23 protein-coding genes are annotated in these 23026 nt (G+C 68.5%); 15 read left to right on the top strand and 8 right to left on the bottom strand.

Annotated features, from left to right (window positions below; translation table 11 throughout):
• Positions 1–4 precede the first annotated feature (4 nt).
• Genes C7H84_RS24570 through C7H84_RS24555 form a run of 4 tightly spaced genes read left to right on the top strand, consistent with a single transcriptional unit; the run spans position 5 to position 4073 of the window.
• The gene (locus C7H84_RS24570; protein WP_121861197.1) at positions 5–922 is read left to right on the top strand and encodes an ABC transporter permease subunit; all 918 of its coding nucleotides are present in this window, start codon (positions 5–7) and stop codon (positions 920–922) included.
• A gap of 1 nt (position 923) precedes the next feature.
• Complete coding sequence (locus C7H84_RS24565; RefSeq protein ID WP_121861196.1) at positions 924–1922, top strand: ABC transporter ATP-binding protein; 999 nt, start codon at positions 924–926, stop codon at positions 1920–1922.
• Entirely contained in the window at positions 1919–2935 is a 1017-nt protein-coding gene (locus C7H84_RS24560) for a peptide ABC transporter ATP-binding protein (protein ID WP_121861195.1), read from the top strand. The genes C7H84_RS24565 and C7H84_RS24560 overlap by 4 nt, the downstream gene beginning before the upstream one ends.
• Entirely contained in the window at positions 2928–4073 is a 1146-nt protein-coding gene (locus C7H84_RS24555) for a TraB/GumN family protein (protein ID WP_121861194.1), read from the top strand. Before C7H84_RS24560 ends, C7H84_RS24555 begins: the two co-directional genes overlap by 8 nt.
• A gap of 573 nt (positions 4074–4646) precedes the next feature.
• Here the strand turns inward: C7H84_RS24555 and pxpA are convergent.
• From pxpA to pxpB, 3 genes are all read right to left on the bottom strand, one after another.
• Positions 4647–5411: a 5-oxoprolinase subunit PxpA gene (gene pxpA / locus C7H84_RS24550; RefSeq protein ID WP_121861193.1), complete on the bottom strand. Its 765-nt coding sequence runs from the start codon at positions 5409–5411 to the stop codon at positions 4647–4649.
• 61 nt (positions 5412–5472) lie between these two features.
• Positions 5473–6540, bottom strand: a complete 1068-nt coding sequence (locus C7H84_RS24545; RefSeq protein ID WP_121861192.1) for a biotin-dependent carboxyltransferase family protein — start codon at positions 6538–6540, stop codon at positions 5473–5475.
• Positions 6537–7190 carry a 5-oxoprolinase subunit PxpB gene (gene pxpB / locus C7H84_RS24540; RefSeq protein WP_121861191.1) on the bottom strand — a complete coding sequence of 218 codons (654 nt, stop codon included), beginning with the start codon at positions 7188–7190 and terminating at the stop codon, positions 6537–6539. Before pxpB ends, C7H84_RS24545 begins: the two co-directional genes overlap by 4 nt.
• 148 nt (positions 7191–7338) lie before the next feature.
• On the opposite strand from pxpB, the gene C7H84_RS24535 reads away from it, so the two are divergent.
• On the top strand, positions 7339–7851 hold the full coding sequence (locus tag C7H84_RS24535; protein ID WP_121861190.1) for a winged helix DNA-binding protein: 513 nt from the start codon (positions 7339–7341) through the stop codon (positions 7849–7851).
• 68 nt (positions 7852–7919) lie between these two features.
• Here C7H84_RS24535 and C7H84_RS24530 read toward each other — a convergent pair whose 3' ends face one another.
• Entirely contained in the window at positions 7920–8528 is a 609-nt protein-coding gene (locus tag C7H84_RS24530) for a 5-formyltetrahydrofolate cyclo-ligase (protein WP_121861189.1), read from the bottom strand.
• An 8-nt stretch (positions 8529–8536) separates the two neighbouring features.
• Between C7H84_RS24530 and C7H84_RS24525 the strand changes: the two genes are divergently transcribed.
• Genes C7H84_RS24525 through C7H84_RS24510 form a run of 4 tightly spaced genes read left to right on the top strand, consistent with a single transcriptional unit; the run spans position 8537 to position 13464 of the window.
• Entirely contained in the window at positions 8537–10489 is a 1953-nt protein-coding gene (locus tag C7H84_RS24525) for a lytic transglycosylase domain-containing protein (protein ID WP_121861188.1), read from the top strand.
• Between the two features lie 57 nt (positions 10490–10546).
• Positions 10547–11524, top strand: coding sequence for a complex I NDUFA9 subunit family protein (locus C7H84_RS24520; RefSeq protein WP_121861187.1), 978 nt, complete (start codon positions 10547–10549; stop codon positions 11522–11524).
• Between the two features lie 54 nt (positions 11525–11578).
• Complete coding sequence (locus tag C7H84_RS24515) at positions 11579–12226, top strand: glutathione S-transferase family protein (RefSeq protein WP_121861186.1); 648 nt, start codon at positions 11579–11581, stop codon at positions 12224–12226.
• Entirely contained in the window at positions 12223–13464 is a 1242-nt protein-coding gene (locus C7H84_RS24510; protein WP_121861185.1) for a multifunctional CCA addition/repair protein, read from the top strand. The genes C7H84_RS24515 and C7H84_RS24510 overlap by 4 nt, the downstream gene beginning before the upstream one ends.
• 119 nt (positions 13465–13583) lie before the next feature.
• Here C7H84_RS24510 and C7H84_RS24505 read toward each other — a convergent pair whose 3' ends face one another.
• Positions 13584–14420: an XRE family transcriptional regulator gene (locus tag C7H84_RS24505; RefSeq protein WP_121861184.1), complete on the bottom strand. Its 837-nt coding sequence runs from the start codon at positions 14418–14420 to the stop codon at positions 13584–13586.
• Between the two features lie 499 nt (positions 14421–14919).
• Here C7H84_RS24505 and C7H84_RS24495 point away from each other — a divergent pair, with 499 nt between their 5' ends.
• Positions 14920–16770: a M24 family metallopeptidase gene (locus tag C7H84_RS24495; protein WP_121861182.1), complete on the top strand. Its 1851-nt coding sequence runs from the start codon at positions 14920–14922 to the stop codon at positions 16768–16770.
• A gap of 119 nt (positions 16771–16889) precedes the next feature.
• Here C7H84_RS24495 and C7H84_RS24490 read toward each other — a convergent pair whose 3' ends face one another.
• The 3 genes from C7H84_RS24490 to flgA all read right to left on the bottom strand — a co-directional run bounded on the left by C7H84_RS24490 (position 16890) and on the right by flgA (position 18958).
• Positions 16890–17330, bottom strand: coding sequence for a flagellar protein FlgN (locus C7H84_RS24490; protein ID WP_121861181.1), 441 nt, complete (start codon positions 17328–17330; stop codon positions 16890–16892).
• 85 nt (positions 17331–17415) lie between these two features.
• Positions 17416–17754, bottom strand: a complete 339-nt coding sequence (gene flgM / locus C7H84_RS24485; protein WP_121861180.1) for a flagellar biosynthesis anti-sigma factor FlgM — start codon at positions 17752–17754, stop codon at positions 17416–17418.
• A gap of 118 nt (positions 17755–17872) precedes the next feature.
• Positions 17873–18958: a flagellar basal body P-ring formation chaperone FlgA gene (gene flgA, locus C7H84_RS24480; RefSeq protein ID WP_121861179.1), complete on the bottom strand. Its 1086-nt coding sequence runs from the start codon at positions 18956–18958 to the stop codon at positions 17873–17875.
• A 205-nt stretch (positions 18959–19163) separates the two neighbouring features.
• Here flgA and flgB point away from each other — a divergent pair, with 205 nt between their 5' ends.
• From flgB to flgF, 5 genes are all read left to right on the top strand, one after another.
• Complete coding sequence (flgB, locus tag C7H84_RS24475; protein WP_121861178.1) at positions 19164–19652, top strand: flagellar basal body rod protein FlgB; 489 nt, start codon at positions 19164–19166, stop codon at positions 19650–19652.
• Between the two features lie 37 nt (positions 19653–19689).
• Positions 19690–20115 (top strand): flagellar basal body rod protein FlgC, encoded by a 426-nt coding sequence (flgC, locus tag C7H84_RS24470; RefSeq protein WP_121861177.1) that lies wholly within the window; start codon positions 19690–19692, stop codon positions 20113–20115.
• Positions 20116–20203: 88 nt separating this feature from the next.
• Positions 20204–20950, top strand: coding sequence for a flagellar hook assembly protein FlgD (locus C7H84_RS24465; RefSeq protein WP_121861176.1), 747 nt, complete (start codon positions 20204–20206; stop codon positions 20948–20950).
• A 28-nt stretch (positions 20951–20978) separates the two neighbouring features.
• The gene (gene flgE, locus C7H84_RS24460) at positions 20979–22220 is read left to right on the top strand and encodes a flagellar hook protein FlgE (RefSeq protein WP_121861175.1); all 1242 of its coding nucleotides are present in this window, start codon (positions 20979–20981) and stop codon (positions 22218–22220) included.
• 20 nt (positions 22221–22240) lie between these two features.
• Positions 22241–22999, top strand: a complete 759-nt coding sequence (gene flgF, locus C7H84_RS24455) for a flagellar basal-body rod protein FlgF (RefSeq protein ID WP_121861174.1) — start codon at positions 22241–22243, stop codon at positions 22997–22999.
• Positions 23000–23026: the final 27 nt, after the last annotated feature.

Raw genomic sequence — 23026 nt, 5'->3', positions numbered from 1 at the left:
TTCCATGAGCAATCTGCAAAATACCCTGCCGAGCGAATCCGCGCCGGCCGGTGGCCGTGCGCTCGCGCTGCGCGAGTTCTGGGCCAACTTCTCGCGCAACCGCGGCGCGGTGAGCGCCGGTATCGTCGTGCTCGTGCTGATCCTGGTCGCGGTCTTCGCGCCGCTGATCGCGCCGCACAGCCCGGTCGAGCAATATCGCGACTTCGTGAAGATCCCGCCCGCGTGGCTCGCCGGCGGCAACTGGAAATTCATTCTCGGCACCGACGAAGCGGGCCGCGACATTCTTTCGCGACTGATGTTCGGCGCGCGGATGTCGTTCTGGATCGGCTTCGTGTCGGTCGTGCTCGCGCTGATCCCCGGCATCGTGCTCGGGCTGGTCGCCGCGTTCTTCCAGAAGTGGGCCGACACGCCCGTGATGCGCATCATGGACGTGCTGCTCGCGCTGCCGTCGCTGCTGCTCGCGGTGGCGGTCGTCGCGATCATCGGCCCGGGCCTCGTCAACACGATGTTCGCTATCGCGATCGTCGCGCTGCCGGCCTATGTGCGTCTCACGCGCGCATCGGCGCTCGGCGAGCTGCAGAAGGAGTACGTGACGGCGTCGCGCGTGGCCGGTGCCGGCACGCTGCGCCTGATGTTCTCGCAGGTGCTGCCGAACTGCACGGCGCCGCTGATCGTGCAGGCGACGCTCGGCTTCTCGTCGGCCATCCTCGACGCCGCGGCGCTCGGCTTCCTCGGCCTCGGCGTGCAACCGCCGACCGCCGAGTGGGGTGCGATGCTCGCGTCCGCGCGCGACTACATCGACAACGCGTGGTGGATCGTGACGATGCCCGGCCTGTCGATCCTGATTTCGGTGCTCGCGATCAACCTGCTCGGCGACGGGCTGCGCGACGCGCTCGATCCCAAGCTGAAACGGATGGCATGACATGACACAGAATCTTCTGACCATCCGCAATCTGGCGGTGAACTTCAACGGCCTGCCGGCGGTCGACCGGATCAACCTGTCGATCGCGCCGGGCGAAGTGGTGGGCGTCGTCGGCGAATCGGGCTCGGGCAAGAGCGTGACGATGATGGCGCTGATGGGCCTGATCGATGCGCCCGGCAAGGTGACGGCCGACGAGGTCACGTTCAACGGCGTGGATCTCCTGAAGGCGTCGCCGAAGGCGCGCCGCAAGATCGTCGGCAAGGACATCGCGATGGTGTTCCAGGACGCGCTGACGAGCCTGAATCCGAGCTACACGGTCGGCTACCAGATCAAGGAGGTGCTGAAGCTGCACGAAGGCTTGCGCGGCGACGCGCTGCACCGGCGCGCGCTCGAACTGCTCGACCAGGTCGGCATTCCGGATGCGAAGAACCGCATCACGGCGTTCCCGCACCAGATGTCGGGTGGCATGAACCAGCGCGTGATGATCGCGATGGCGGTCGCGTGCAACCCGAAGCTCCTGATCGCCGACGAGCCGACCACCGCGCTCGACGTGACGATCCAGGCGCAGATCATGGATCTGCTCGTGAAGCTGCAGAAGGAACGCGGGATGGCGCTCGTGCTGATCTCGCACGACCTGGCCGTGGTGTCGGAAGTCGCGCAGCGCGTCGCGGTGATGTATGCGGGCGAGGTCATCGAGACCAATCGCGTGCCGGACATCTTCCGTGCGCCGCATCATCCGTACACCGAAGCGCTGCTGGCGGCGATTCCCGAGCACAATCAGGGTGCGCGTCGCCTTGCCGCATTGCCGGGCATGGTGCCGGGCCGCGATGATCGCCCGTCCGGGTGCCTGTTCGCGCCGCGCTGCAAGTACGTCGTCGACGATTGCCGCAAGGCGCGTCCGGCGCTCGACACGCTCGAGCCGGGCAACGACGCGATGCGGGCGCGCTGCATCAAGCCGCTCAATGTTTCCAATCTCGACCTGACGGGAGGCGCACGATGAATGCAAATCAAGAAGTCCGTGCCGCTTCGGACGACGAGGATGCGGTGCTGGTCGCCGACCAGCTCGCGAAGCACTACACGGTCAAGCGCGGGATGTTCGGGCAGGGCACCGTGAAGGCGCTGAACGGCGTGTCGTTCACGCTCAAGCGCGGCAAGACGCTGGCCGTCGTCGGCGAGTCGGGCTGCGGCAAATCGACGCTCGCGCGCCAGCTGACGATGATCGAGACGCCCACCGCGGGCAGCCTGATGATCGACGGCAAGAACGTCGCCGGCGCGAACCGCGAGACGGTCGCCGACCTGCGCCGCCGCGTGCAGATGGTGTTCCAGAACCCGTTCGCGTCGCTGAACCCGCGCAAGACCGTCGAGCAGACGCTTTCCGAGCCGCTCGAGATCAACACGAACCTGACGGCCGCCGAGCGCGCGGCGCGCATCGCGCAGATCATGCGTACGGTCGGCCTGCGGCCCGAGCACGCGAAGCGCTATCCGCACATGTTCTCGGGCGGCCAGCGCCAGCGCGTCGCGATCGCGCGCGCGATGATCCTCGATCCGCGGATCGTCGTGGCCGACGAGCCGGTGTCCGCGCTCGACGTGTCGATCCAGGCGCAGATCCTGAACCTGTTCATGGATCTCCAGGAAGAGTTCAACACGAGCTACGTGTTCATCTCGCACAACCTGTCGGTGGTCGAGCACGTCGCGGACGACGTGATGGTGATGTACTTCGGCAGCGTCGCGGAGCTCGGCGACAAGGCGACGATCTACGCACGACCGCGCCATCCGTACACACGCGCGCTGATGTCGGCGACGCCGGCGATCTTCGAGGAAGACCGCCGCGTGCAGATCAAGCTGCAGGGCGAGCTGCCGTCGCCGCTCAATCCGCCGTCGGGCTGCTCGTTTCACCAGCGCTGCCCGTACGCGATCGAGCGCTGCCGCGTCGAGGAACCGCAGCTGCGCGACGTCGACGGACGCCGTGTGGCCTGCCATCGCGCCGAGGAGGTGGGGGAGGCGAATGCCTGATGGTTTGGCGGCGCGCGCGTCTGGCGTGCGCCGTTCGGGGAAGGGCGGTGCGCGCGTGATGCGCGCCTGCCGCAACGCACGGCGCTGGAGCGTGCGCACGGTCACGGGCGCGGCGCTGGCCGGTGCATGCGCGGCCGCCAGCGTGCTGGTCCCCGTCGACGCCGCGCGTGCCGATGAGCGCGCGCCGGCGAGTGCGCCGATCCGGCCGTCGCAGGTTCCGCGGCCCGGCGTGAGCCTGCCGGGTTTTCATGTGCCGTCGGTGTCGGACGGCACGGTCGCGCGCGGCACGGTGCGCGTGCAGCCCGCCCGCATGCCGTTCTACGTCGCCACCAAAGGCAAGGTCACGCTGTACGTGCTCGGCACGCTGCACACGGGCGACCCGTCCGACTATCCGCCCGTACAGCCGTTCCGGCCGCCGATCCTCGCGGCGCTCGCCGCGTCGCCGACCCTGGCGCTCGAGCTGTCGCCGGACGATCTGCTCGAATCGCAGGGCGACGTGTCGAAGTACGGCGTGTGCCGCTACCCTTGCCTGCAGCGCCTGCTGCCCGAGCCGCTGTGGCAGCGGCTCGCCGCGCGCCTGCGCGGCAACCCGGCCGCGCTCGCGGAGATCCGCCGGATGCGGCCGTGGCTCGCGGCGCTGGTCGTCGAGACCTACGACTCGCTGTCGGCCGGCCTGCAGACCGAGTACGGCACCGAGGCGCAACTGCAGAACGTGTTCCTGAAGAAGAAGGGCGGCCGCGTGATCGGGCTCGAGACGCTCGCCGAGCAGATGCGCGCGTTCACCGGGCTCACGCTCGCCGAGCAGCGCGAGATGCTCTCGCAGGACATGGTGCAGACGCCGGCACAGAACGCGGATGACATCAAGTCGCTGCACCGGCTGTGGCAAATTGGCGACGCCGATGCGATCGCTGCGTGGGCGGTCGCGAAGAGCGAGCGGCTGGCCCGTTCGAAAGCCTTGTCGGCGTCGATCGACCGCAAGATCCTGTACGAGCGCAACCGGCGCTTCGTTGCACGGATGACGGCAATCGCCGCGCCGAACCGGCCGGTGTTCGTCGCGATCGGTGCGCTGCATTTGGGCGGCTCGCGCGGCGTGCTCGAATTGTTGCGCCAGCAAGGATACCGGGTCGACGCGAACTGATCGCGCCGGCTTCGATGCACCGATCCTCCCCTGTTTGATCGACGTTGCCCACGCGTTGAAATGCGCATGCGCAGCCATGCGTTTCGATAAGGAAAACCCTTGAATCGTCAGGAAATAGCGTTTAAAACGATTGACATCCCGTTCTGCCAATCTCTATTCTTCATCCCACAAGTTTAAAAAATGAAAAGAATAGATAAGTTCTACGGGGTAGCAGAAAACAAAGCGCGGGGTTAGCGTAGCCGGCACGTAATTGCGTGCCGGCCGCGGAGTGTCTGCATGCACGGCGGGGCCAAACATCGTCGGCACAACAAATGCATGCGGCAGACTTGCGGATAAGCGACGTTCCGTTGTCCGACCGGGGGAAGCAGTAATCGGGCGGCGGCGGACGTTTTTTGAACCGGGGCATCTTACCGGTCACCGTCGACAGACGGTTTCGGGGGGCGAATCGACAGACGGCGAAGACCGCGGCGATTGTGCCAACAGAAAAGCGCCACGAGGGCGCTTTTTTCTTTTGGGGCGGCGATTTTCTACCGGTGCCGGCGCCGTGCTGTGCCGATGCGCTGCACTGCGCCGTTATGCGCCTTCGTCGGCCTGCAACGCACCGGGCGCGACGACATCGACGCCGGCCGCTTCGAGTGCCGTGCGGATCCGCTTCGCGAACGCGAGTGCATGCGGGCCGTCGCCGTGCAGGCAGACCGTCTGCGCATTGAGCGGCACCCATTCGCCGCTCACCGCCCGCACCCGCCGCTCGCGCACCATGTCGAGCGTGCGCGCGAGCACCGCCTCTTCATCGTCGATCAGCGCGCCGGGCTGGCTGCGCGGCACGAGCGAGCCGTCCGCGCGGTAGCCGCGATCGGCGAACACTTCTTCCACCGCGGCGAGCCCCGCGTTGCGCGCGGCGGCGACGAACACGCTGTTCGCGAGCCCGAACACGGCGAGCGACGGATCGAAGTCGTGGATCGCGGACACCACCGCGTCGGCGATCATCGGATCGCGCGCGGCCTGGTTGTACAGCGCGCCGTGCGGCTTCACGTGCGCGATGCGGCCGCCTTCGGCTTGCGCGATCGCCGACAGCGCGCCGAGCTGGTACAGCACGCCCGCATAGATGTCGCCGGCCGGCAACTGCATTTCCTTGCGGCCGAAATTCTCCGGGTCGTGAAAGCTCGGATGCGCGCCGATCGACACGCCTTTCTGCACGGCCCAGCGCACGCAGTCGCGCATCGCATTGGCGCCGCCTGCATGCCAGCCGCACGCGATGTTCGCCGACGTGACGAGGTCGAGCAGCGCCTCATCCGATCCGCTTCCTTCACCGAGATCGGCATTCAGATCGATTTCCATGATGTCCTCGTCCACTGATCGCGTGGCGCGTCCTTCGTCCTTCGTCGTGCTTCCGCCATTGTCACGCCGCGCGCGATTCCTTGCGGCGGCGGGTTTCCTCGCGCATCTCGATCGCGACGTCGATCTGCCGCAGATACGCACGTTCCGCGACCAGCGCGTCGCGCGCGGCGTCGCGTGTCGTGCGCACGAAGCGGATCGGCAGATTGAGCCGCGCCTGTGCGAGTTTCCAGAGATCCGCGCGGATCACCGTGCCGATCTTCGGATAGCCGCCGGTGGTCTGCGCGTCGTGCATCAGCACGATCGGCTGGCCGTTCGGCGGGACCTGGATCGTGCCGGGCAGCACCGCGTGCGACAGCAACTCGACCGGCCGCTCGCGCGCGAGCTCGGTGCCGGCGAGACGATAGCCCATCCGGTTGCTGTTCGCGGTGACGAGCCATTCCTCATCCCAGAACGCCTGCTGCGAATCGGCCGCGAACGATGCGTAGTCGGGGCCCGGCAGCACGCGCACGGGCATCGCCCACGGCGCATGCGCGGACCGGTGGCGGCGCGGCGGCTCGTCGACGCGCGCGAACGCGCACCACGCGGGCGCCTTCACGCCGAATTCGGGCGCATCGGCCGCGAGGCAGCCGGCGCCGGCCGGCGGCACACCGACCGGGAGCCGATCGCCGTCGCGCAGCGCGCGGCCGCCGAGGCCGCCGAAGCGCGACGCGAGATCGGTGCTGCGCGAGCCGAGCATCGGCAGCACGTCGATGCCGCCCGCGATGCACAGATAGCCGCGCATCCCGCGCTTCGCGGCCGGCAGCACGAGCGTCTGGCCGGCGTCGACCGGCAGGCTCCACCACGAGTAGACGGGCTTGCCGTCGAGCGTCGCGCCGAATTCGGTGCCGGTGATCGCGATGCGCGTCGCGCGTGTGAAGCGGAACGCGGCCGGGCCGATCGTGATTTCGACGGCGGCCGCGTCGGGGCGGTTGCCGACGAGGCGATTGCCGACTTCGAGCGCGAGGCCGTCGAGCGCGCCGCCTTGCGCGACGCCGAGATGGCGCGTGCCGCGGCGGCCGAGATCCTGCACGGTCGACAACGGGCCGGCGCGGACGACCTCGATCGTGCCGGGTGCGGTGTTCTGGCTCATGTCGCGACTCCGGCAATGGTGAAGCGTACGCGGTCGCCGGGCAGCAGCAGCGTGGGCTGCGCGCGCGTCGGATCGAACAGCACCTGCGACGTGCGGCCGATCAACTGCCAGCCGCCCGGCGACGTGGCCGGATAGATGCCCGTCTGCGCGCCGCCGATGCCGACCGAGCCGGCCGGCACTTCGAGGCGCGGCGCCGCGCGGCGCGGCGTGTGCAGCGCTGCGTCGAGGCCGCCGAGATACGCGAAGCCCGGCTGGAAGCCGACGAAGAACACGACGTATGCGCCGGCCGCATGGCGCGTGACGACTTCGTCGGCCGACAGCCCGGTATGGGCGGCGACGGTCGCCAGGTCGGGGCCGGCGGCCCCGCCGTATTCGACCGGAATCTCGATCTCGCGACCGTCCGCGTGCTCGATGTCGGCGGTTTCCCACGCGTCGCGCAGCGCGGGCGTGAGCGAGTCGGCCGTCGTGGCGAGCGCGTCGAACACGATCGTCAGGTTGTTCATGCCCGGCACGACGTCGATCACGTCGGGCCACGCGCGCGCGGCCTCGGCGACGGCCCAGACGCGGCGCTGGCAATCGAGCGTGGCGGGCGGCGGCACCTCGCAGACGAGGGCGGCATCGCCGAGCGGATAAATGCGGGGTTGCGTCATCGGACTGGCACGGTTCGGACGGCAATGTTAGCGCACATTGTCAATAAAATATCGACAACTTCCCAATAAGCGTTTTTGCCTAGCTCGCATGCAGAGGCTTCTGTCGTACACTCGGCACACCCTGACATCCGGCTTGCGCCGCCTTTTCATGAAGCGTCCTCCGACCAAGATCGTGTCATCCGAACACCTCGTTTCCGACTCGAGCGCGGAGCTGTCGGAGCTCGAATACGGGCTCATCATGGCCGGCAACGCATTCAACCGATGGATGGTGCGCTGCATGTCGGCCGCGGGCGCGAAAGACATGACGGCGGTCGAGGTCTCGCTGCTGCATCACGTGAGCCACCGCGAACGCAAGAAGAAGCTCGCCGACATCTGCTTCGTGCTCAATATCGAGGATACGCACGTCGCGACCTATGCGCTGAAAAAACTGATCGCCCGCGGCTATGTGAAGAGCGAGAAGAGCGGCAAGGAAGTGTTCTTCTTCGCGACCGACGCGGGGCGCGAGCTGTGCCTGAAGTATCGGGAGGTGCGCGAGCATTGCCTGATCGAGACGCTGAAGGACAGCGGCCTCACCAACGAGCAGATCGGCGACGCGGCGCAATTGCTGCGCCACGCATCGGGCCTCTACGACACGGCCGCGCGCGCGGCAGCCTCGCTGTAAACAATTGCGGACGGAACGCTGAACGCAGCGACGCGCGGCATGCCGCTCACGCGACGTCGCGCGCCGCGTCATCGGGCTGAAGGATAAAGCGCGCCGTCGGTCACGATCCACTGCATCGCGAGATCGTGCGCCTCGGCAGGCAGCGCCTCCACGCGGCACGCTTCATACGCGATGCCGACCGTGACCGGCAGCGTGTCGCCCGGCCATACCGCGAGCGTGCGGTCGTAATAGCCGCCGCCATAGCCCAGCCGGTAGCGCTGCAGGTCGAATCCCACACACGGAATCAGCAACAGGTCGGGCACGACGACGACCCCCGACGCCGGTTCCGGAATCCGGTGATGGCCTTCGCGCATCGGCGTATCGGCATCCCACGCATGAAACTCGAGCGGTGTGTGGCGCTCGCCGATCACGGGCAGCGCGGCACGGCGGCCGGCGCCGGCCGCGGCCCACGCGAGCACCGCGTCGCGCGCGTCGAATTCGCCCGGCAGCGGCCAGTAGAAGCCGACCGTCGCGGGCGCGAGGCGGTCGAGCAACACGCGCAGCCGCGCATCGAGCGCGGCGTTCGCGGCGGGTTGCGACGCGGCGTCGCGACGCGCGCCGGACAGCGTTTTGCGCAGCGCAACCTTCGGGTTCGGCACAGGGTTGCATGCTATGCTTTCGCTCAATTCGTGCTCCATTCAAAACGATGTCGAACAGCCTTTTCCGAGTATATCGCGCGGTCGCGCTCACGCTTTCGGCCGCCGCGCTCGTCGCGGGCACGGCCGCGTGCGCCGCACCGGGCGACGACACGCTCGCCGGGGATGACCAGATCTTCGTGCAGCTTCGCGAAGCCGCGCGCCGCAACGACGCCGCGAAGGCCGCGCAGCTCGCGTCGATGATCCCGAACTATCCGGTTCCGTCCTACGTCGAGTATTTCCAGATCAAGCCGCAGTTGTTCGATTCGACGGGCCGCGCGCGCGTCGATGCGCCCGACGCACCGGTGCAGTCGTTCCTGCAGCGCTACGACGGCCAGGCGATCGCCGACCGCATGCGCAACGACTACCTGCTCGTGCTCGGTGCGCGCCACGACTGGCGCAACTTCGACGACCAGTACAAGCGCTTCGTGCTCGACGACGACACGCAGGTCAAGTGCTACGCGCTCGAATCGCGCGCGGCGCGCAACGAGAACGTCGCCGAGGCGGCGCGCGCGCTGCTCGTCGAGCCGAAATACTACGGCGACGCATGTGTCGACCTGATTACGGCGCTCGCCGTCAATCAGCAGTTCACGAGCGACGACGTGTGGCAGCAGGCGCGCCTTGCGTACGAGCAGAACTACACGACGCTCGGCGGCAAGATCGTCGACGCGCTGGGCCCGCGCCCGGTCGGCTTCGACCAGGCGACCAGCGCGCCGCCGCTGTACCTCGCGCGCGGCGTCGGCCCCGACGCCGCATCGCATCAGCTCGCGCTGATCGCGCTCGGCCGGATGGCGCGCAACGATCCGGACGCCGCGGCCGGGATGCTGACGACGGTCGCGCCTTCGCTGACCAAGCAGGAACAGGCGATCGCGTGGGGTGCGATCGGTTACCAGGGCGCGATCAAGCGCTCGCCGCTCGCGTCGGTCTGGTATGCGAAATCCGCGAATGCGCCGCTGTCGAATCCGGGCTACGAATGGCGCACGCGCGCCGCGCTGCTCGCGGGCAACTGGCCGATGGTGCGCTGGTCGATCGAGCAGATGCCGCCGTCGCTGCGCGACGATCCGGCGTGGATCTACTGGCACGCACGCGCGCTCAAGCAGAGCGGCGACACGCTGCAGGCGAACCAGGAATTCGAGCAGGTCGCCGGGCAGTACAACTTCTACGGGCAGCTCGCCGGCGAAGAGCTCGGCCAGCGCACGACGGTCCCGCCGCGCACGAAGGTGAGCGATGCCGAGGTCGACGCGATGAGCAAGATCCCCGGCTTCGCGCTCGCGCAACGCTTCTACGGGCTGAACCTGCGTCTCGAAGGCAACCGCGAATGGAACTGGCCGCTGCGCGGGATGACCGATCGCCAGCTGCTCGCCGCCGCTGAATACGGCAAGCGCGTCGACCTGCTCGACCGCACGGTCAACACGGCCGACCGTACGAAGGCCGAGCACGACTTCACGCTGCGCTACCCGTCGCCGTACCGCGACATCGTCGAGCGTTATGCGCAGTCGTCGGGCCTCGACATCGAATGGGCGTACGGGCTGATCCGCCAGGAATCGCGCTTCATCACGAACGCGCGTTCGTCGGTCGGTGCGGGCGGGCTGATGCAGCTGATGCCGGCCACCGCACAGCTCGTCGCGAAGAAGCTCGGCATGGGGACGATCACGCGTGCGCAGATGCACGACATCAACACCAACATCCAGCTCGGCACCTCGTATCTGGCCGACATCTACAACAACTTCGACAGCTCGCCGGTGCTGGCGACCGCCGGTTACAACGCGGGCCCGGGCCGGCCGCGCCAGTGGCGTCAGGTATTGACGCAGCCGATCGAAGGCGCGATCTTCGCGGAGACGATTCCGTTCAACGAGACGCGCGACTACGTGAAGAACGTGCTGTCGAATACCGTCTACTACGCGGCGCTCTTCGAGGGCAAACCGCAGTCGTTGAAGAAGCGTCTAGGCACGATCTCGCCCTGATCCGCAATCTTCACACTGCCGCGCGAGACGCGGCAGTGTTCTTTTGAGGACCCGAACATGGATCGCCAGACCGTCGCGCTGTTGGGCGGCACCGGTTTCATCGGCAGCCGGCTCGTCAACGCGCTGATCGACGCCGGCAAGCAGGTACGGATCGGCACGCGGCGGCGCGAGCATGCGCGTCACCTGCAGATGCTGCCGGTCGAGATCGTCGAGCTCGACGCGCTCGACGCGCTCGACGCGCTCGACGCGCGCACGCTGGCGCGTTTCGTCGCCGGCGCGCATGCGGCCATCAACCTCGTCGGCGTGTTGCATGGCGGTCATGGCACGCCGTACGGGCCCGGCTTCGCGCGCGCGCACGTCGCGCTGCCGGCCGCGCTCGCCGAGGCGTGCGTCGAAGTCGGCGTGCGGCGCGTGCTGCACATGAGCGCGCTCGGTGCCGATTCGCACGGCGCGAGCATGTACCAGCGCTCGAAGGGCGACGGCGAGGCCGCGCTGCATGCGGTCGCGGCCACCGATTCGCTTGCGCTGACGATCTTCCGCCCGTCGGTGGTGTTCGGCCCCGGCGACGTTTTCCTGAATACGTTCGCGAACCTGCAGCGTGCGCTGCCGGTGCTGCCGCTCGCGATGCCCGACGCGCAGTTCCAGCCGGTGTTCGTCGGCGACGTCGTACGCGCGTTCGTCAATACGCTCGATCTGGCCGGCGCGCACGGCAAGACCTATGAACTCGGCGGCCCGACGGTCTACACGCTCGAGCAGCTGGTGCGCTATTGCGGCACGCTGGTCGGCCGGCAGGCACGCATCGTGCGCCTGCCCGACGCGCTCGCGCGGCTGCAGGCGCGCGTGTTCGAAAGCCTGCCCGGCGAGCCGGTGATCACGCGCGACAATCTCGCGTCGATGTCGGTGCCGAACGTGCTGTCCGGGCCGCTCGCGCCGGAACTCGGGTTGTCGCCCGCGAGTCTCGAGAGCATCGCGCCCGCGTATCTCGGCAACGCCGCGCAGCGCTCGCGCTTCGACTGGTTCCGCTCGCGCCGCTAGGCGTCGCGGGCCTCGCTTTCCGTCATTCACTTTCGCGCTTTTCGGAACACCGCCATGAAACTCGTCATTGGAGACAAGAACTACTCGTCGTGGTCGATGCGGCCGTGGCTGCTGCTCACGCATTTCGGCATCCCGTTCGACGAGGTCGCGATCGAGCTGCGCCGCGACGACACGGCCGCGCGTATTCGCGAGTATTCGCCGAGCGGCAAGGTGCCGTGCCTCGTCGACGATCACGGCATGGCGATCTGGGATTCGCTCGCGATCGCCGAGACGCTCGCCGAACGCTATCCGCAGTTCCCGATGTGGCCGGCCGATCCGCAGCAGCGCGCGTACGCCCGCTGTATCTCGGCCGAGATGCACTCGGGCTTCACCGCGCTGCGCACGGAGATGGGCATGAGCATCCGCGCGTCGATGCCGGGCCGCGGCGCGACGCCCGAGGCGCTCGCCGACGTCGCGCGCATCGACGCGCTGTGGGGCGCGTGCATCGAGGCGTCGGGCGGCCCGTTCCTGTTCGGCGAATTCGGCATCGCCGATGCAATGTATGCGCCGGTCGTGATGCGCTTCAACACGTATGCACCGGCGCTGTCGCCGGAGGCGGCAGGGTATGCGGCACGCGTGACCGCGCTGCCGGCGGTGCAGCGGTGGATCGACGCCGCACGCCGCGAAACCAACGTGATTGCCGAATACGAACCGCAGCCATGAACATCTACGCAGTAGGCGGAGCGATCCGCGACGAATTGCTCGGCGTGCCGGTGCAGGACCGCGACTACGTGGTGGTGGGTGCGACGCCCGAGCAGATGGTCGCGCAGGGCTTCCGGCCGGTCGGCAAGGACTTCCCGGTGTTCCTGCATCCGGACACGCAGGAGGAATACGCGCTCGCGCGCACCGAACGCAAGACGGCGGCCGGCTATCACGGCTTCCAGTTCTACTACGCGCCGGACGTGACGCTCGAAGAGGACCTTGCGCGGCGCGACCTGACGATTAATGCGATGGCGCGCGAAGTGACTCCGGAAGGCGAACTGATCGGGCCGGTCGTCGATCCGTTCGACGGGCAGGCCGACCTGCGCGCATGCGTGTTCCGGCACGTGGGCGACGCGTTCGTCGAGGATCCGGTGCGGATCCTGCGGATCGCGCGCTTTGCCGCGCGCTTCGCGGATTTCACGGTCGCGGACGACACGCTCGCGCTGATGCGGCGCATGGTCGAGGCAGGCGAAGCGGACGCGCTGGTGCCCGAGCGCGTGTGGCAGGAGATCGCGCGCGGGCTGATGGAGGCGAAGCCGTCGCGGATGTTCGCGGTGCTGCGCGAGTGCGGCGCGCTCGCGCGCATCCTGCCCGAGGTCGATGCGCTGTGGGGCGTGCCGCAGCGCGCCGACTATCACCCGGAAGTCGACACGGGCGTGCACGTGATGATGGTCGTCGACTACGCGGCGAAGCAGGGCTATTCGCTGCCGGTGCGCTTCGCGGCGCTCACGCACGATCTCGGCAAGGCGACGACGCCGGCCGACGTGCTGCCGCGCCACGTCGGCCACGAAGACCGCAGCGTCGACCTGATCAAGCCGTTGTGCGAGCGGCTGCGCGTGCCGAACGAGTGCCGCGATCTCGCGCTGGTGGTCGCGCGTGAGCACGGCAACCTGCATCGCGTGATGGACATGGGCGCGGCCGCGCTGCTGCGGTTCTTCGAGCGCAGCGATGCGCTGCGCAAGCCGGCACGCTTCGCCGAAATGCTGCAGGCGTGCGAAGCGGATGCGCGCGGCCGGCTCGGGCTCGACACGCAGCCGTATCCGCAGGCGGAGCGGCTGCGCGTGGCGCTGGTGGCGGCGCGCAGCGTCGACGCGGGCGCGATCGCGCGCGGCGTCGGCAACGATGCGATGCAGATCAAGGACGCCGTGCATCGCGCACGGATCGAAGCCGTCAAGCAGGCGCTGGCGATCGCGGAATAGTCGGGGGAATCGGGGCGGCTAAGCGGGGCGGCGAACGCGGCCGCGAACCGGGCTTCGAATTGGCCTTCGAATCACGCTGACGAACCCGCCGGCGCGGTGTGCCGCCTGGCCGTCAGCCGTCATTTCTTCGTGCGGGCGCCGCTGCGGCGGCCCTGTGTAGCGGCAGCCGGACGTTTGCCGGCGGCCGCGCGCGACTTGTCGACAGCCGGCTTGGCCGCCTTGCGAGCGGGCTTGTCCGCGGCCTGCGCGACGGGCGGTGCGGCGGCCTGCGCGGCTTCCGCGTCACGCTCGCGTGTCGGCGCCGGTTCGCGACGGCTCACGCGCGGTTCGCCCGGCGCCGCGCCGGCATCGCGCGCGAGCGGTCTGATTTCGATCGACGACGAGCCGATTTCGGCGCAACTGTCGTCGAACAGCGGCAGCGTGCCGACCGCGATCAGCTCGGCGGGACCGTCGCCGACGTTCGCGACCCGATGGCGCTTCCTCGCATCGAAGTGCAGCGAGTCGCCCGGCGCGAGCGGGTAATCCTTCTTGCCGATCGTGTAGCAGAGCCGACCGGTCAGCACGTACACGAATTCGTCGCCGCCGTGCGCGACCCATTCCGAGCGGTAGCCCTCCATCATCCGCACCTTCAACGCATTGATCTGACTACCGTCGAAGGTGGTCGACAGCCGCTCGTACCACTGCGACGTGCCATCGACCGCGTACGGTTCGCGGCGGCCCGCATGCGAATCGGGCTGCGCCTGGCGCGGCTGCTCGATCAGCGTGCCGAGCGGCACGTCGAGCGCCTTCGCGACGTTGGCGAGCGATGACAGCGAGATGCCGGTGAGATGGCGCTCGACCTGCGACAGGAACCCGACCGACAGGTTCGCCTCGGTCGCGACTTCCAGCAGCGTCTTCTTCGCCTCCCGGCGCAGGCGCCGAATGCGCTGGCCGATACGCATGAGGTCTGAATCCATGAATCTCTTTCGTGACAACGAGTCGGGAGGCGAGCGGAAGGGCGGTGCTGTCGCCGGACGGGGCTGTGCCGCGAATCGCACGAAGCACGGCCGTCGGGACGATGCGCGCGCATTGTACCGTGCGGTTGTGCCGGCACGCCTCGACGCCGGCAGCACCGCGCCACGCAGGCTGCGCCACCGTGGACCGTCGCGGAAGCACGGCCGCATACCGCATTGCGTACCGGGATCGCGTACCGCATCGGCAATTTTAGCCCTACGAAAATTTTAGCTTGACCTCAATTTTGCCGTGCTCTAGATTCTGAGCGCGAATCAAACAAAGTTAAGTGAGACAAAAATTTTCCCCGATACCGGCCGCCGCAGCGGCACCGCGGCCCGCTGTCCGCGCGGGCCTTGTGTCGTCCGCGCACGGGCGGCGTGCGGCTTCCTGCGCGCGCGCCGCCATGCCGCGCCCCCGGCCGCCGGCCGCCGGCCGCCGACAACAATCAATAAAAGGTATCCGATGATCGATCGCCTGAAATACAGCTTCTCCGGCCTTCCTCCGTACGACACGTCCGTCGCCGACACGCAGGCCGGCCTGTCGCGCGCGCTCGACGCGCTGCGGCTCGACGCCGTCGTCGTGACGTCGCAGGACGAATACATCACCGAATACCTGCCGCGCCGCAACAACCCGCGCTACGCGGTGTCGGGCTTCGACGGCTCGGCCGGCTGCGGGATCTTCCTGAGCGCGGCCACCGCGCAGGCGCTCGGCGTGCCGCCGTTCGTGCTGTTCGTCGACGGCCGCTATCACCTGCAGGCCGAACAGCAGTGCGATCCGGCGCGCGTGCGGATCGAGAAGCTCGGGATGAACGTGACGATCTGGCAGGCGCTGGCCGATTGGCTGGTCGCGCACGCGAGCCGGCTCGCGCGGGTCGGCTACGACGCGCTGCGGATCAGCGTCGCACAGCGCGACCGGCTGCTCGAGCGGACGCAGGCCGCGTCGCTCGACTGGGTGAGCCTCGTCGAGCGCGAGATCGACCGCGCGATCGCGCTGCCGGGCTGGGTGGTCGAGCGGCCGATCTTCGAGTTGCCGGAAGCGATGACCGGCGCGAGCGTCGCGCAGAACCTCGACGCGCTGAACCGGCAGCTCGCCGCGCACACCGGCGCGGCGCCCGGCAAGACCGCGTTCTTCACGTGCGCGTCGGACGATCTCGCGTACCTGCTGAACAGCCGCGGCTATCACATCCCGAATGCGTCGTCGCACCTGGGCTTCCTGTTCGCGGTCGGCGAGCGGGTCGCGCTGTTTCTGCCGGAAGGCTGCGATCGGTGTCCGGTCGAGCTGGCGTCGTATCCGGCGCTCCACGTGATCCGCCGCGACTTCGCCGAACTCGAGCGCTTCCTCGCGCAATTCGCGGTCGATCACGTGTGCTACGGCTTCGAATCGGTCAACAGCGCGCTCGCCGAATCGGTGAGCCGCGTGTGGCCGCATGCGCGCCACGCCGATTTCAACCCGGTCGAGGCGCTGCGGGCCGGCAAGACGCCGGCGGTGCTCGACCGGTTCCGCGACGCGTTCGCGCGCAGTTCGGCCGCGATCGCCGAGACGATGCGCTGGGCGAAGGCCGGCGAGCCGGGAAAGCGCCATAGCGAATACGACCTGGCCCGCGCGATCAACGACGCGTACGGCGAGCGCTCGGCGGTCGCGCTGACGTTCCCGTCGATCGCGGCGAACGGCGCGAACAGCGCGTTCGCGCACTACACGGCGGCGAGCGCCGAAGTGGAGCTGACCGAGGGCGAGCTCGTGCTGCTCGACAGCGGCGCGTACTACGACGCCGGTTTCGCGACGGACTGCACGCGCGTGGTGCTGCGTCGCACGCGGCCCGAGACGGTCGCGCAGCCGTGGCAGCGCGAGATCTACACGGTCGCGCTGAAGGCGTGCATCAAGGGGCTCGTCACGCGTTTCCCGAAGACGGCAACGGGCGGCGACGTCGATGCGACGGTGCGGCAGGTGTGCCGCGACCACGGCTACGATTTCGGGCACGGCACCGGGCACGGCGTCGGGATCCACGTGCACGAGGGCGGCGTGCGGTTCGCGCCGGGCGCGAAGTACGGGCTGGTGCCGAATGCAGTGATTTCGGTCGAGCCGGGCATCTACGTGCCGGGCAAGGGCGGCGTGCGGATCGAGAACATCGTGATCGTGCGCGCGGACGACGACGCGGCGGACACCGTGGCGTTCGAGAACATCGTCACGGTCGGCTACGACTGGGACCTGATCGACGTCGAACTGCTGGACGACGACGAGCGCGCGTACTTGCGCGACTACGAACGGCTCTGCGTGGAACGCGGCACGCAGGTCACCGCGTGTCCGCTGCTGTAGATCGGGGAAGGGGCGTGCGGCCGCGGCAGGGCCGCGCTGCATGTGGCCGGCGCATCGATGCGCCGGCGTGGCGACTACATCATTGCATCAATACATCGGCGCATCGGCGCATCGGCGCTTCAGCGCATCAGCGCCGACACCCGCCCGTCGGGCCCGTAGACGCCGGCCGGCGCGGGCGACGAGCGCAGCACCGCAAGCGCGCGCTCGTTGTAGTCCATCCGGATCCGGATCAGCATCCCGTTGGTCGCATTGGCCTGGCGCGCGCGTTCGGCGGCCTGCAGCAGCAGTTGCCAGCGGCCGGCGAGGCGCGCATCGCGCTCGGCGGCCTGGTCCATGCCTTTCTTGCCGGCCGGAAAGCCGAGTGCGGACAACTGCGTGTCGCGCGTGCGCTCGAGCTGCGCGAGCCGGTCGATCAGCACGCTCTTCTTTTCGACGATGCCGGGCAGCATGTCCAGCGGCTCCGGCGTCGTAAGCGCCTTTTCCTCGTACGCGAGCAGCGACGCGAACGCTTCGACCGTCGCGTGTTCGTCGTTGACCGTGGCCAGCAGCTCTTCTCTCATCGCGTCATGCTCGTCGCGCCGGCACGCGTGTCCGCATGCCGGCAAACCAGGGGACCGGTCAGGGCGTGACGGGCCCCTGGCCGGCTCAGTTGCCCTGCGAGCGCTGCTGTTGCAGCAGGTCGCGGGCGGTATTCAATACGCCGTCGGCGATCTTGTTCACGTCGATGGTCAACGTGCCGTTGTTCAACGCGTCCTTGATCGACTGGACGAGGGCCGTGTCGATGTCGGCGCTGCCCGAGGCCGACGCCGAACGCAGCTGGCCGGACAGACCCGACAGGTTCACGGTCGTGTCGCCGCCGGTCGATCCTGCATCGGCCGCGGCCGCGGGCGCGGACGACGACGAAGCCGCGCCGGATTGCGCGCGGGTCGCGCCGTTGCCGGTCGGCGCGAGTGAGCTCGGGTTCGGAGTGGAATCGATCTTCACGATGGGTTTCCTGTACGGTATGACCCAGATAACGGCCGGGTCGGCCCGAACTTTAGCATCGTGCTTCCGAAACGCTCCGAATAAACAATTCTTTACAAACTTGCGGCGGGATACGTCGCTACAGCGGAATTTCCACGGTTCCGGCGTCCTTGACGATCGCCGTGACGATCTGCCCCGCGGCCATCCTGACCCGCACCGACTGGCCCGGCGCCGCATTCGCGAGCGCGCTGCCCTCGGCCGAGATCGTGAAGCCGGCTCCCGCCGCGACGACGCGCACCGTCTGGCCGGCCGACACCGACGCGGCACTCTTCAGCATGTCCTGGCGCAGCGGCAGCCCGGCCGAGATCCGGGCCAGCGCGGTCGCGCCGACCGCCTGCGCGGGATCGGTGATCACCGCGAGCGGCAGCACTGTCAGGTCGCCGTCGCGCGCGACCAGGTCGGCCGCGGTGAGCGGCTCGCCCGGCGCGATCTGGCGCGCGGCGACGTAATAGGTAGCCTGCACGGCGACCTTCGCCTGCAGATAGACGGTCCACGGCCGCTCGCCGGCGCAGCGCACGCCGACGGTCGTGCGGCCCCACAGGCGCGCGCCGGTCGGCAGGAACGGCTCGAGCGTCGTGCAGGCGGCGAGCCCGCGCGGAAATGCGGTCGCCACAGTCGCGGTCGTCTTGCCCGGCAGGCCGGCGATCTGCTGCTGCAGGAACGCGAGGGCCGTGCGCCGGATCGACTCGGGGTCTTGTTGGCCGGGCGGCGTCGCGGGCTGGGATGAGGCGGTCGCCGTGGCCGCCGTGGCGGGAGCCGCCGCCGTGCGGGGCGCCGGCGCGGCCGCAGCAGCGCGGGCCGCCGCCGCGATGCGCGGCGCAATGGCAGGGCGCACCGGATTCGATGCGGGTTCGGCCGTTCCGGCGACGACGGACGCACCGCCCGCCGCGACACCGGCCGCCCCGACCATGCCTGAAGCACCACCAGCCGCGCCACCCATGGCCCCCACCGAAGCGGCCCCCGCATTCCCGCCGAACTGCCCGCCGCTCGCCGCATTCGCATGCGCGAGCGCGGTCTCGGCCGTCTCGCCGCGTCCGGGAATCACGATCATCCCGTCGTCGGCGTGCGCGGCCGGCACCGCGAGCCACAGCGCCGCGGCGAGCGCGAACGCGCACCGCACGCGTGTGCCGCGTCGGTCGTTCCCGCGAAGTGCGCTGGCTGTCATCGCCGTGTCCTCGAAACCGTTGATCCGATTCGCATTCTAGGGAGCGGGGCCGTCGCGCAAACGATGAATAGAGGGGGCCTTTGCCGCGTTATTCGCCCGATTGCCGGTTGCGCCCGGCGCCTACCATCGCTGTCATGGAAAAAAGCCCCTTGGGTCGCCATCCGGCGCAACGGGCGTGCAGCGCTTCATACGGAGAGACGCACACATGCTGGACAAACTCGATGCCGAATTCGCGTTCGGCCGCCAGGCGCTCGACGTGCGCGCCTATCGGCAGGAACTGCTGTCGTCGAACATCGCGAACGCCGACACGCCGGGCTACCAGGCCCGTGACGTCGATTTCGCGTCGACCCTCGCGCGTTCGCTGAAGTCGACGGGCGGCGCGCTCGCGCCGAGCAATGCCGCGCAGCTGCCGATGGCGCAGCCGGCCGGCGTGACGAGCGGGATGACGATGGCCTCGACGGCGTCGGGCCACATGGCCGGCACCGTGAAGCTGATTCCGACGGGCGGCCCGGGCGACGACTACGGTCGCGCGCAATACCGGATGCCGCTGCAGCCGTCGCTCGACGGCAACACGGTCGATCTCGACGTCGAGCGCGTGCAGTTCGCGAACAACGCGCTGCACTACGAAACCGGGATGACCGTGATGACCCAGCAGATCAAGGCGATGATCGCCGCGATCTCGACGAATTCATAAGCGCGCGCCGCTTGCGCACCCGAGCAAAGGAGCCTCCATGCCCTCGTTGATGAACATCTTCGGCGTCGCCGGTTCGGCGCTGTCCGCGCAATCGCAGCGCCTGAACGTGACCGCGTCGAACCTCGCGAACGCCGACAGCGCGACCGGCCCCGACGGCAAGCCGTACAAGGCCAAGCAGGTCGTGTTCGCGACCGACCCGATGGGCGGCGCGCGCACCGCGTCCGGCCAGGGCGTCGGCGGCGTGCGCGTGTCGAAGGTCGTCGACGATCCGTCGCCGATGAAGTCGACCTACGACCCGGCGAACCCGTCCGCCGATGCGAACGGCTACGTGCAGATGCCGAACGTCGATCCGGTTCAGGAGATGGTGAACATGATCTCGGCGTCGCGCTCGTACCAGGCCAACGTCGAGACGCTGAACACCGCGAAGACGCTGATGTTGAAGACGCTGACGATCGGCACGTAAGCCGCGCCGCCCGACCCCAGCGATCCGAAGATCCGACAGATCCGACAAATCCGATAGACCCGACAGTTCCGACCCAAGGCCACCCAGGATGACATCCACCAGCACGACGATCGGCGGCAACGGCACCAACGTGTCGACCCTGCCGACCGACACGATGAACACCAACAAGGTGTCGACGACAGGCACGTCGGCCAGCGACCTGCAGGCGACGTTCCTGAAGCTGCTCGTCACGCAGCTGCAGAACCAGGACCCGACGAGCCCCGTCGACAGCTCGCAGATGACGTCGCAGCTCGCGCAGATCAACACGGTGAGCGGCATCGCGCAGCTGAACACGTCGCTCACGTCGCTGTCGACGCAACTCGCGGCCGGCCAGCAGACGCAGGCGGCCCTGCTGATCGGCACGAACGTGCTCGCGCCGGGCAACGGCGTCGCGGTGAAGGGCGGCGCGGCGTCGCCGTTCGGCGTGTCGCTCGCGAGCGACGTGTCGAACCTGACGATCACGGTGAAGAACAGCTCGGGCGCGGTCGTCAACACGATCAACGCGGGCAAGCAGTCGGCCGGCACGGTGCCGTTCAACTGGACGCCGACGGACGCGGCCGGCAACACGCTGCCGGACGGCAAGTACACCGTGAGCGCGCAGTACACGGGCAGCGACGGCAAGCCGTATACGCCGACCGTGCTCGCGGCCGCGCAGGTGCAGAGCGTGATCAAGCAGGCCGACGGCACGGCGGGGCTCGTGCTGTCGAACGGCACGACGGTGGGCTTGACCCAGGTCGCGTCGATCTTCCCGAACACCGCGTCGTCGTCGACATCCGACGCCACCACCACCAACTGATCCAGCTTTCTCGAAAACGGAGACCGAAATGGGTTATCAACAGGGTCTGAGCGGCCTCGCCGGCGCATCGAGCGCGCTCGACGTGATCGGCAACAACATCGCGAACGCGAACACGGTCGGCTTCAAGTCGAGCACCGCGCAGTTCTCCGACATGTACGCGAACTCGATCGCGACGTCGGTCAACACGCAGATCGGGATCGGCACGGCGCTCGCGTCGGTGCAGCAGCAGTTCGGCCAGGGAACGATCAACACGACGAACTCGTCGCTCGACGTCGCGATCAACGGCAACGGCTTCTTCCAGATGTCGAACAACGGCGTGACGACGTACTCGCGCGACGGCACGTTCCAGCGCGACAAGAACGGCTTCATCGTCAACGCGGCGGGCGCGAACCTGATGGGCTACGCCGCCGACAAGAACGGCGTGATCAGCACCGCGCAGACCGTGCCGCTGCAGGCGCCGACGACCAACATCGCGCCGACCGCGACGACCAAGATCTCGGCCCAGTTCAACCTGAACTCGCAGGACACGGTGCCGACCAAGACGCCGTTCAACGCGACCGACACCACGACGTACAACTATTCGACGTCGATCCAGGTGTACGACTCGCTCGGCGGCTCGCAGCCGGTGAACATGTACTTCGTGAAGTCGGCGGCCGGTACCTGGGAAGCGTACGCGGGCGTGCAGGGCGGCGCCACGACCGACCTCGGCACGGTCACGTTCAACTCGTCCGGCGCGATCCAGAGCACGACGACGGGCACGCCGGCCGCGCCGACCGCATCGCTCGGCCAGTTCCAGTTCACCGTGCCGACCACCGACGGCTCGACGACGCCGCAGCCGCTCACGCTCGACCTGACCGGCACCACGCAGTTCGGCGGCAAGGACGGCGTGAACAACCTCGCGCAGGACGGCTATGCGAGCGGCACGCTGACGACCTTCTCGATCGGTGCGGACGGCAAGCTGACCGGCAACTACTCGAACGGCCAGACGGCGGTGCTCGGGCAGATCGCGATCGCGAACTTCAACAACCCGAACGGGCTGATCAACCTGGGCGGCAACCAGTACGCCGAGACGTCCGCGTCGGGCGTGCCGCAGATCTCCGCGCCGGGCAGCACCAACCACGGCACGCTGCAGGGCAGCGCGCTGGAGAACTCGAACGTCGACCTGACGTCGCAGCTCGTCAACCTGATCACCGCGCAGCGCAACTACCAGGCGAACGCGCAGACGATCAAGACGCAGCAGACCGTCGACCAGACGCTCATCAACCTGTAACGCGCGGATAACCGGCAGCCATGGACCGACTGATCTACACGGCGATGACGGGCGCGTCGCAGTCGCTCGACCAGCAGGCGATCGTCGCGAACAACCTCGCGAACGCGTCGACGACGGGTTTTCGCGCGCAACTCGCGACCTACCGCGCGGTGCCGATGAATTTCGGCGACGGCAGCAACATCGACCCGACGACGACACGCACCTACGTGCTCGCGTCGACGCCCGGCGCGGATTACGCACCGGGTCCGATCACGCGCACCGGCAACCCGCTCGACGTCGCCGTGCAGGGCGCCGGCTGGCTGTCGGTGCAGACCGCCGACGGCGGCGAGGCGTACACGCGCGCGGGCAACCTGCACGTCGATCAGAACGGCCAGCTCGTCAACGCGAGCAACCTGCCGGTGATCGGCAACGGCGGCCCGATCTCGGTGCCGCCGAACGCGGAAGTGACGATCGGCAAGGACGGCACGGTGTCCGCGCTGATGCCGGGCGACCCGCCCACCGCGGTCGCGATGGTCGACCAGATGAAGCTCGTGAACCCCGACCCGGCCACGCTCACGCGCGGCAACGACGGGCTGTTCCGCACCGCCGACGGCAATCCGGCCGACAGCGACCCGACCGTGGTCGTCACGCCGAATTCGCTCGAAGGCAGCAACGTGAATCCGGTGACCGCGATGGTCGCGATGATCGACAACGCACGGGCGTTCCAGTTGCAGTCGAAGCTGATCCAGACGGCCGACCAGAACGAGCAGTCCGCGAACCAACTGCTCAACTTCAGCTGAGCGGCACGGCCCTCGCTACCAGGAGAA

Origin of the sequence: Burkholderia sp. Nafp2/4-1b, from assembly GCF_003635165.1 — a bacterium.
Taxonomy (GTDB): Bacteria; Pseudomonadota; Gammaproteobacteria; order Burkholderiales; family Burkholderiaceae; genus Burkholderia.
The sequence above is the reverse complement of the archived record's forward strand: the minus strand, read 5'-3'. Positions and strand labels throughout refer to the sequence as shown.

Coding starts and splice junctions, on each gene's coding strand:
- C7H84_RS24555 (WP_121861194.1), top strand. CDS start 2,928: ATGCCTGATGGTTTGGCGGCGCGCGCGTCTGGCGTGCGCCGTTCGGGG.
- C7H84_RS24515 (WP_121861186.1), top strand. CDS start 11,579: ATGAAACTCGTCATTGGAGACAAGAACTACTCGTCGTGGTCGATGCGG.
- flgC (WP_121861177.1), top strand. CDS start 19,690: ATGCCCTCGTTGATGAACATCTTCGGCGTCGCCGGTTCGGCGCTGTCC.
- pxpB (WP_121861191.1), bottom strand. CDS start 7,190: ATGACGCAACCCCGCATTTATCCGCTCGGCGATGCCGCCCTCGTCTGC.
- flgA (WP_121861179.1), bottom strand. CDS start 18,958: ATGACAGCCAGCGCACTTCGCGGGAACGACCGACGCGGCACACGCGTG.
- C7H84_RS24565 (WP_121861196.1), top strand. CDS start 924: ATGACACAGAATCTTCTGACCATCCGCAATCTGGCGGTGAACTTCAAC.
- C7H84_RS24505 (WP_121861184.1), bottom strand. CDS start 14,420: ATGGATTCAGACCTCATGCGTATCGGCCAGCGCATTCGGCGCCTGCGC.
- C7H84_RS24570 (WP_121861197.1), top strand. CDS start 5: ATGAGCAATCTGCAAAATACCCTGCCGAGCGAATCCGCGCCGGCCGGT.
- flgE (WP_121861175.1), top strand. CDS start 20,979: ATGGGTTATCAACAGGGTCTGAGCGGCCTCGCCGGCGCATCGAGCGCG.
- flgF (WP_121861174.1), top strand. CDS start 22,241: ATGGACCGACTGATCTACACGGCGATGACGGGCGCGTCGCAGTCGCTC.
- C7H84_RS24535 (WP_121861190.1), top strand. CDS start 7,339: ATGAAGCGTCCTCCGACCAAGATCGTGTCATCCGAACACCTCGTTTCC.
- pxpA (WP_121861193.1), bottom strand. CDS start 5,411: ATGGAAATCGATCTGAATGCCGATCTCGGTGAAGGAAGCGGATCGGAT.
- C7H84_RS24465 (WP_121861176.1), top strand. CDS start 20,204: ATGACATCCACCAGCACGACGATCGGCGGCAACGGCACCAACGTGTCG.
- C7H84_RS24545 (WP_121861192.1), bottom strand. CDS start 6,540: ATGAGCCAGAACACCGCACCCGGCACGATCGAGGTCGTCCGCGCCGGC.
- C7H84_RS24520 (WP_121861187.1), top strand. CDS start 10,547: ATGGATCGCCAGACCGTCGCGCTGTTGGGCGGCACCGGTTTCATCGGC.
- C7H84_RS24490 (WP_121861181.1), bottom strand. CDS start 17,330: ATGAGAGAAGAGCTGCTGGCCACGGTCAACGACGAACACGCGACGGTC.
- flgB (WP_121861178.1), top strand. CDS start 19,164: ATGCTGGACAAACTCGATGCCGAATTCGCGTTCGGCCGCCAGGCGCTC.
- C7H84_RS24560 (WP_121861195.1), top strand. CDS start 1,919: ATGAATGCAAATCAAGAAGTCCGTGCCGCTTCGGACGACGAGGATGCG.
- C7H84_RS24495 (WP_121861182.1), top strand. CDS start 14,920: ATGATCGATCGCCTGAAATACAGCTTCTCCGGCCTTCCTCCGTACGAC.
- C7H84_RS24525 (WP_121861188.1), top strand. CDS start 8,537: ATGTCGAACAGCCTTTTCCGAGTATATCGCGCGGTCGCGCTCACGCTT.
- C7H84_RS24510 (WP_121861185.1), top strand. CDS start 12,223: ATGAACATCTACGCAGTAGGCGGAGCGATCCGCGACGAATTGCTCGGC.
- C7H84_RS24530 (WP_121861189.1), bottom strand. CDS start 8,528: ATGGAGCACGAATTGAGCGAAAGCATAGCATGCAACCCTGTGCCGAAC.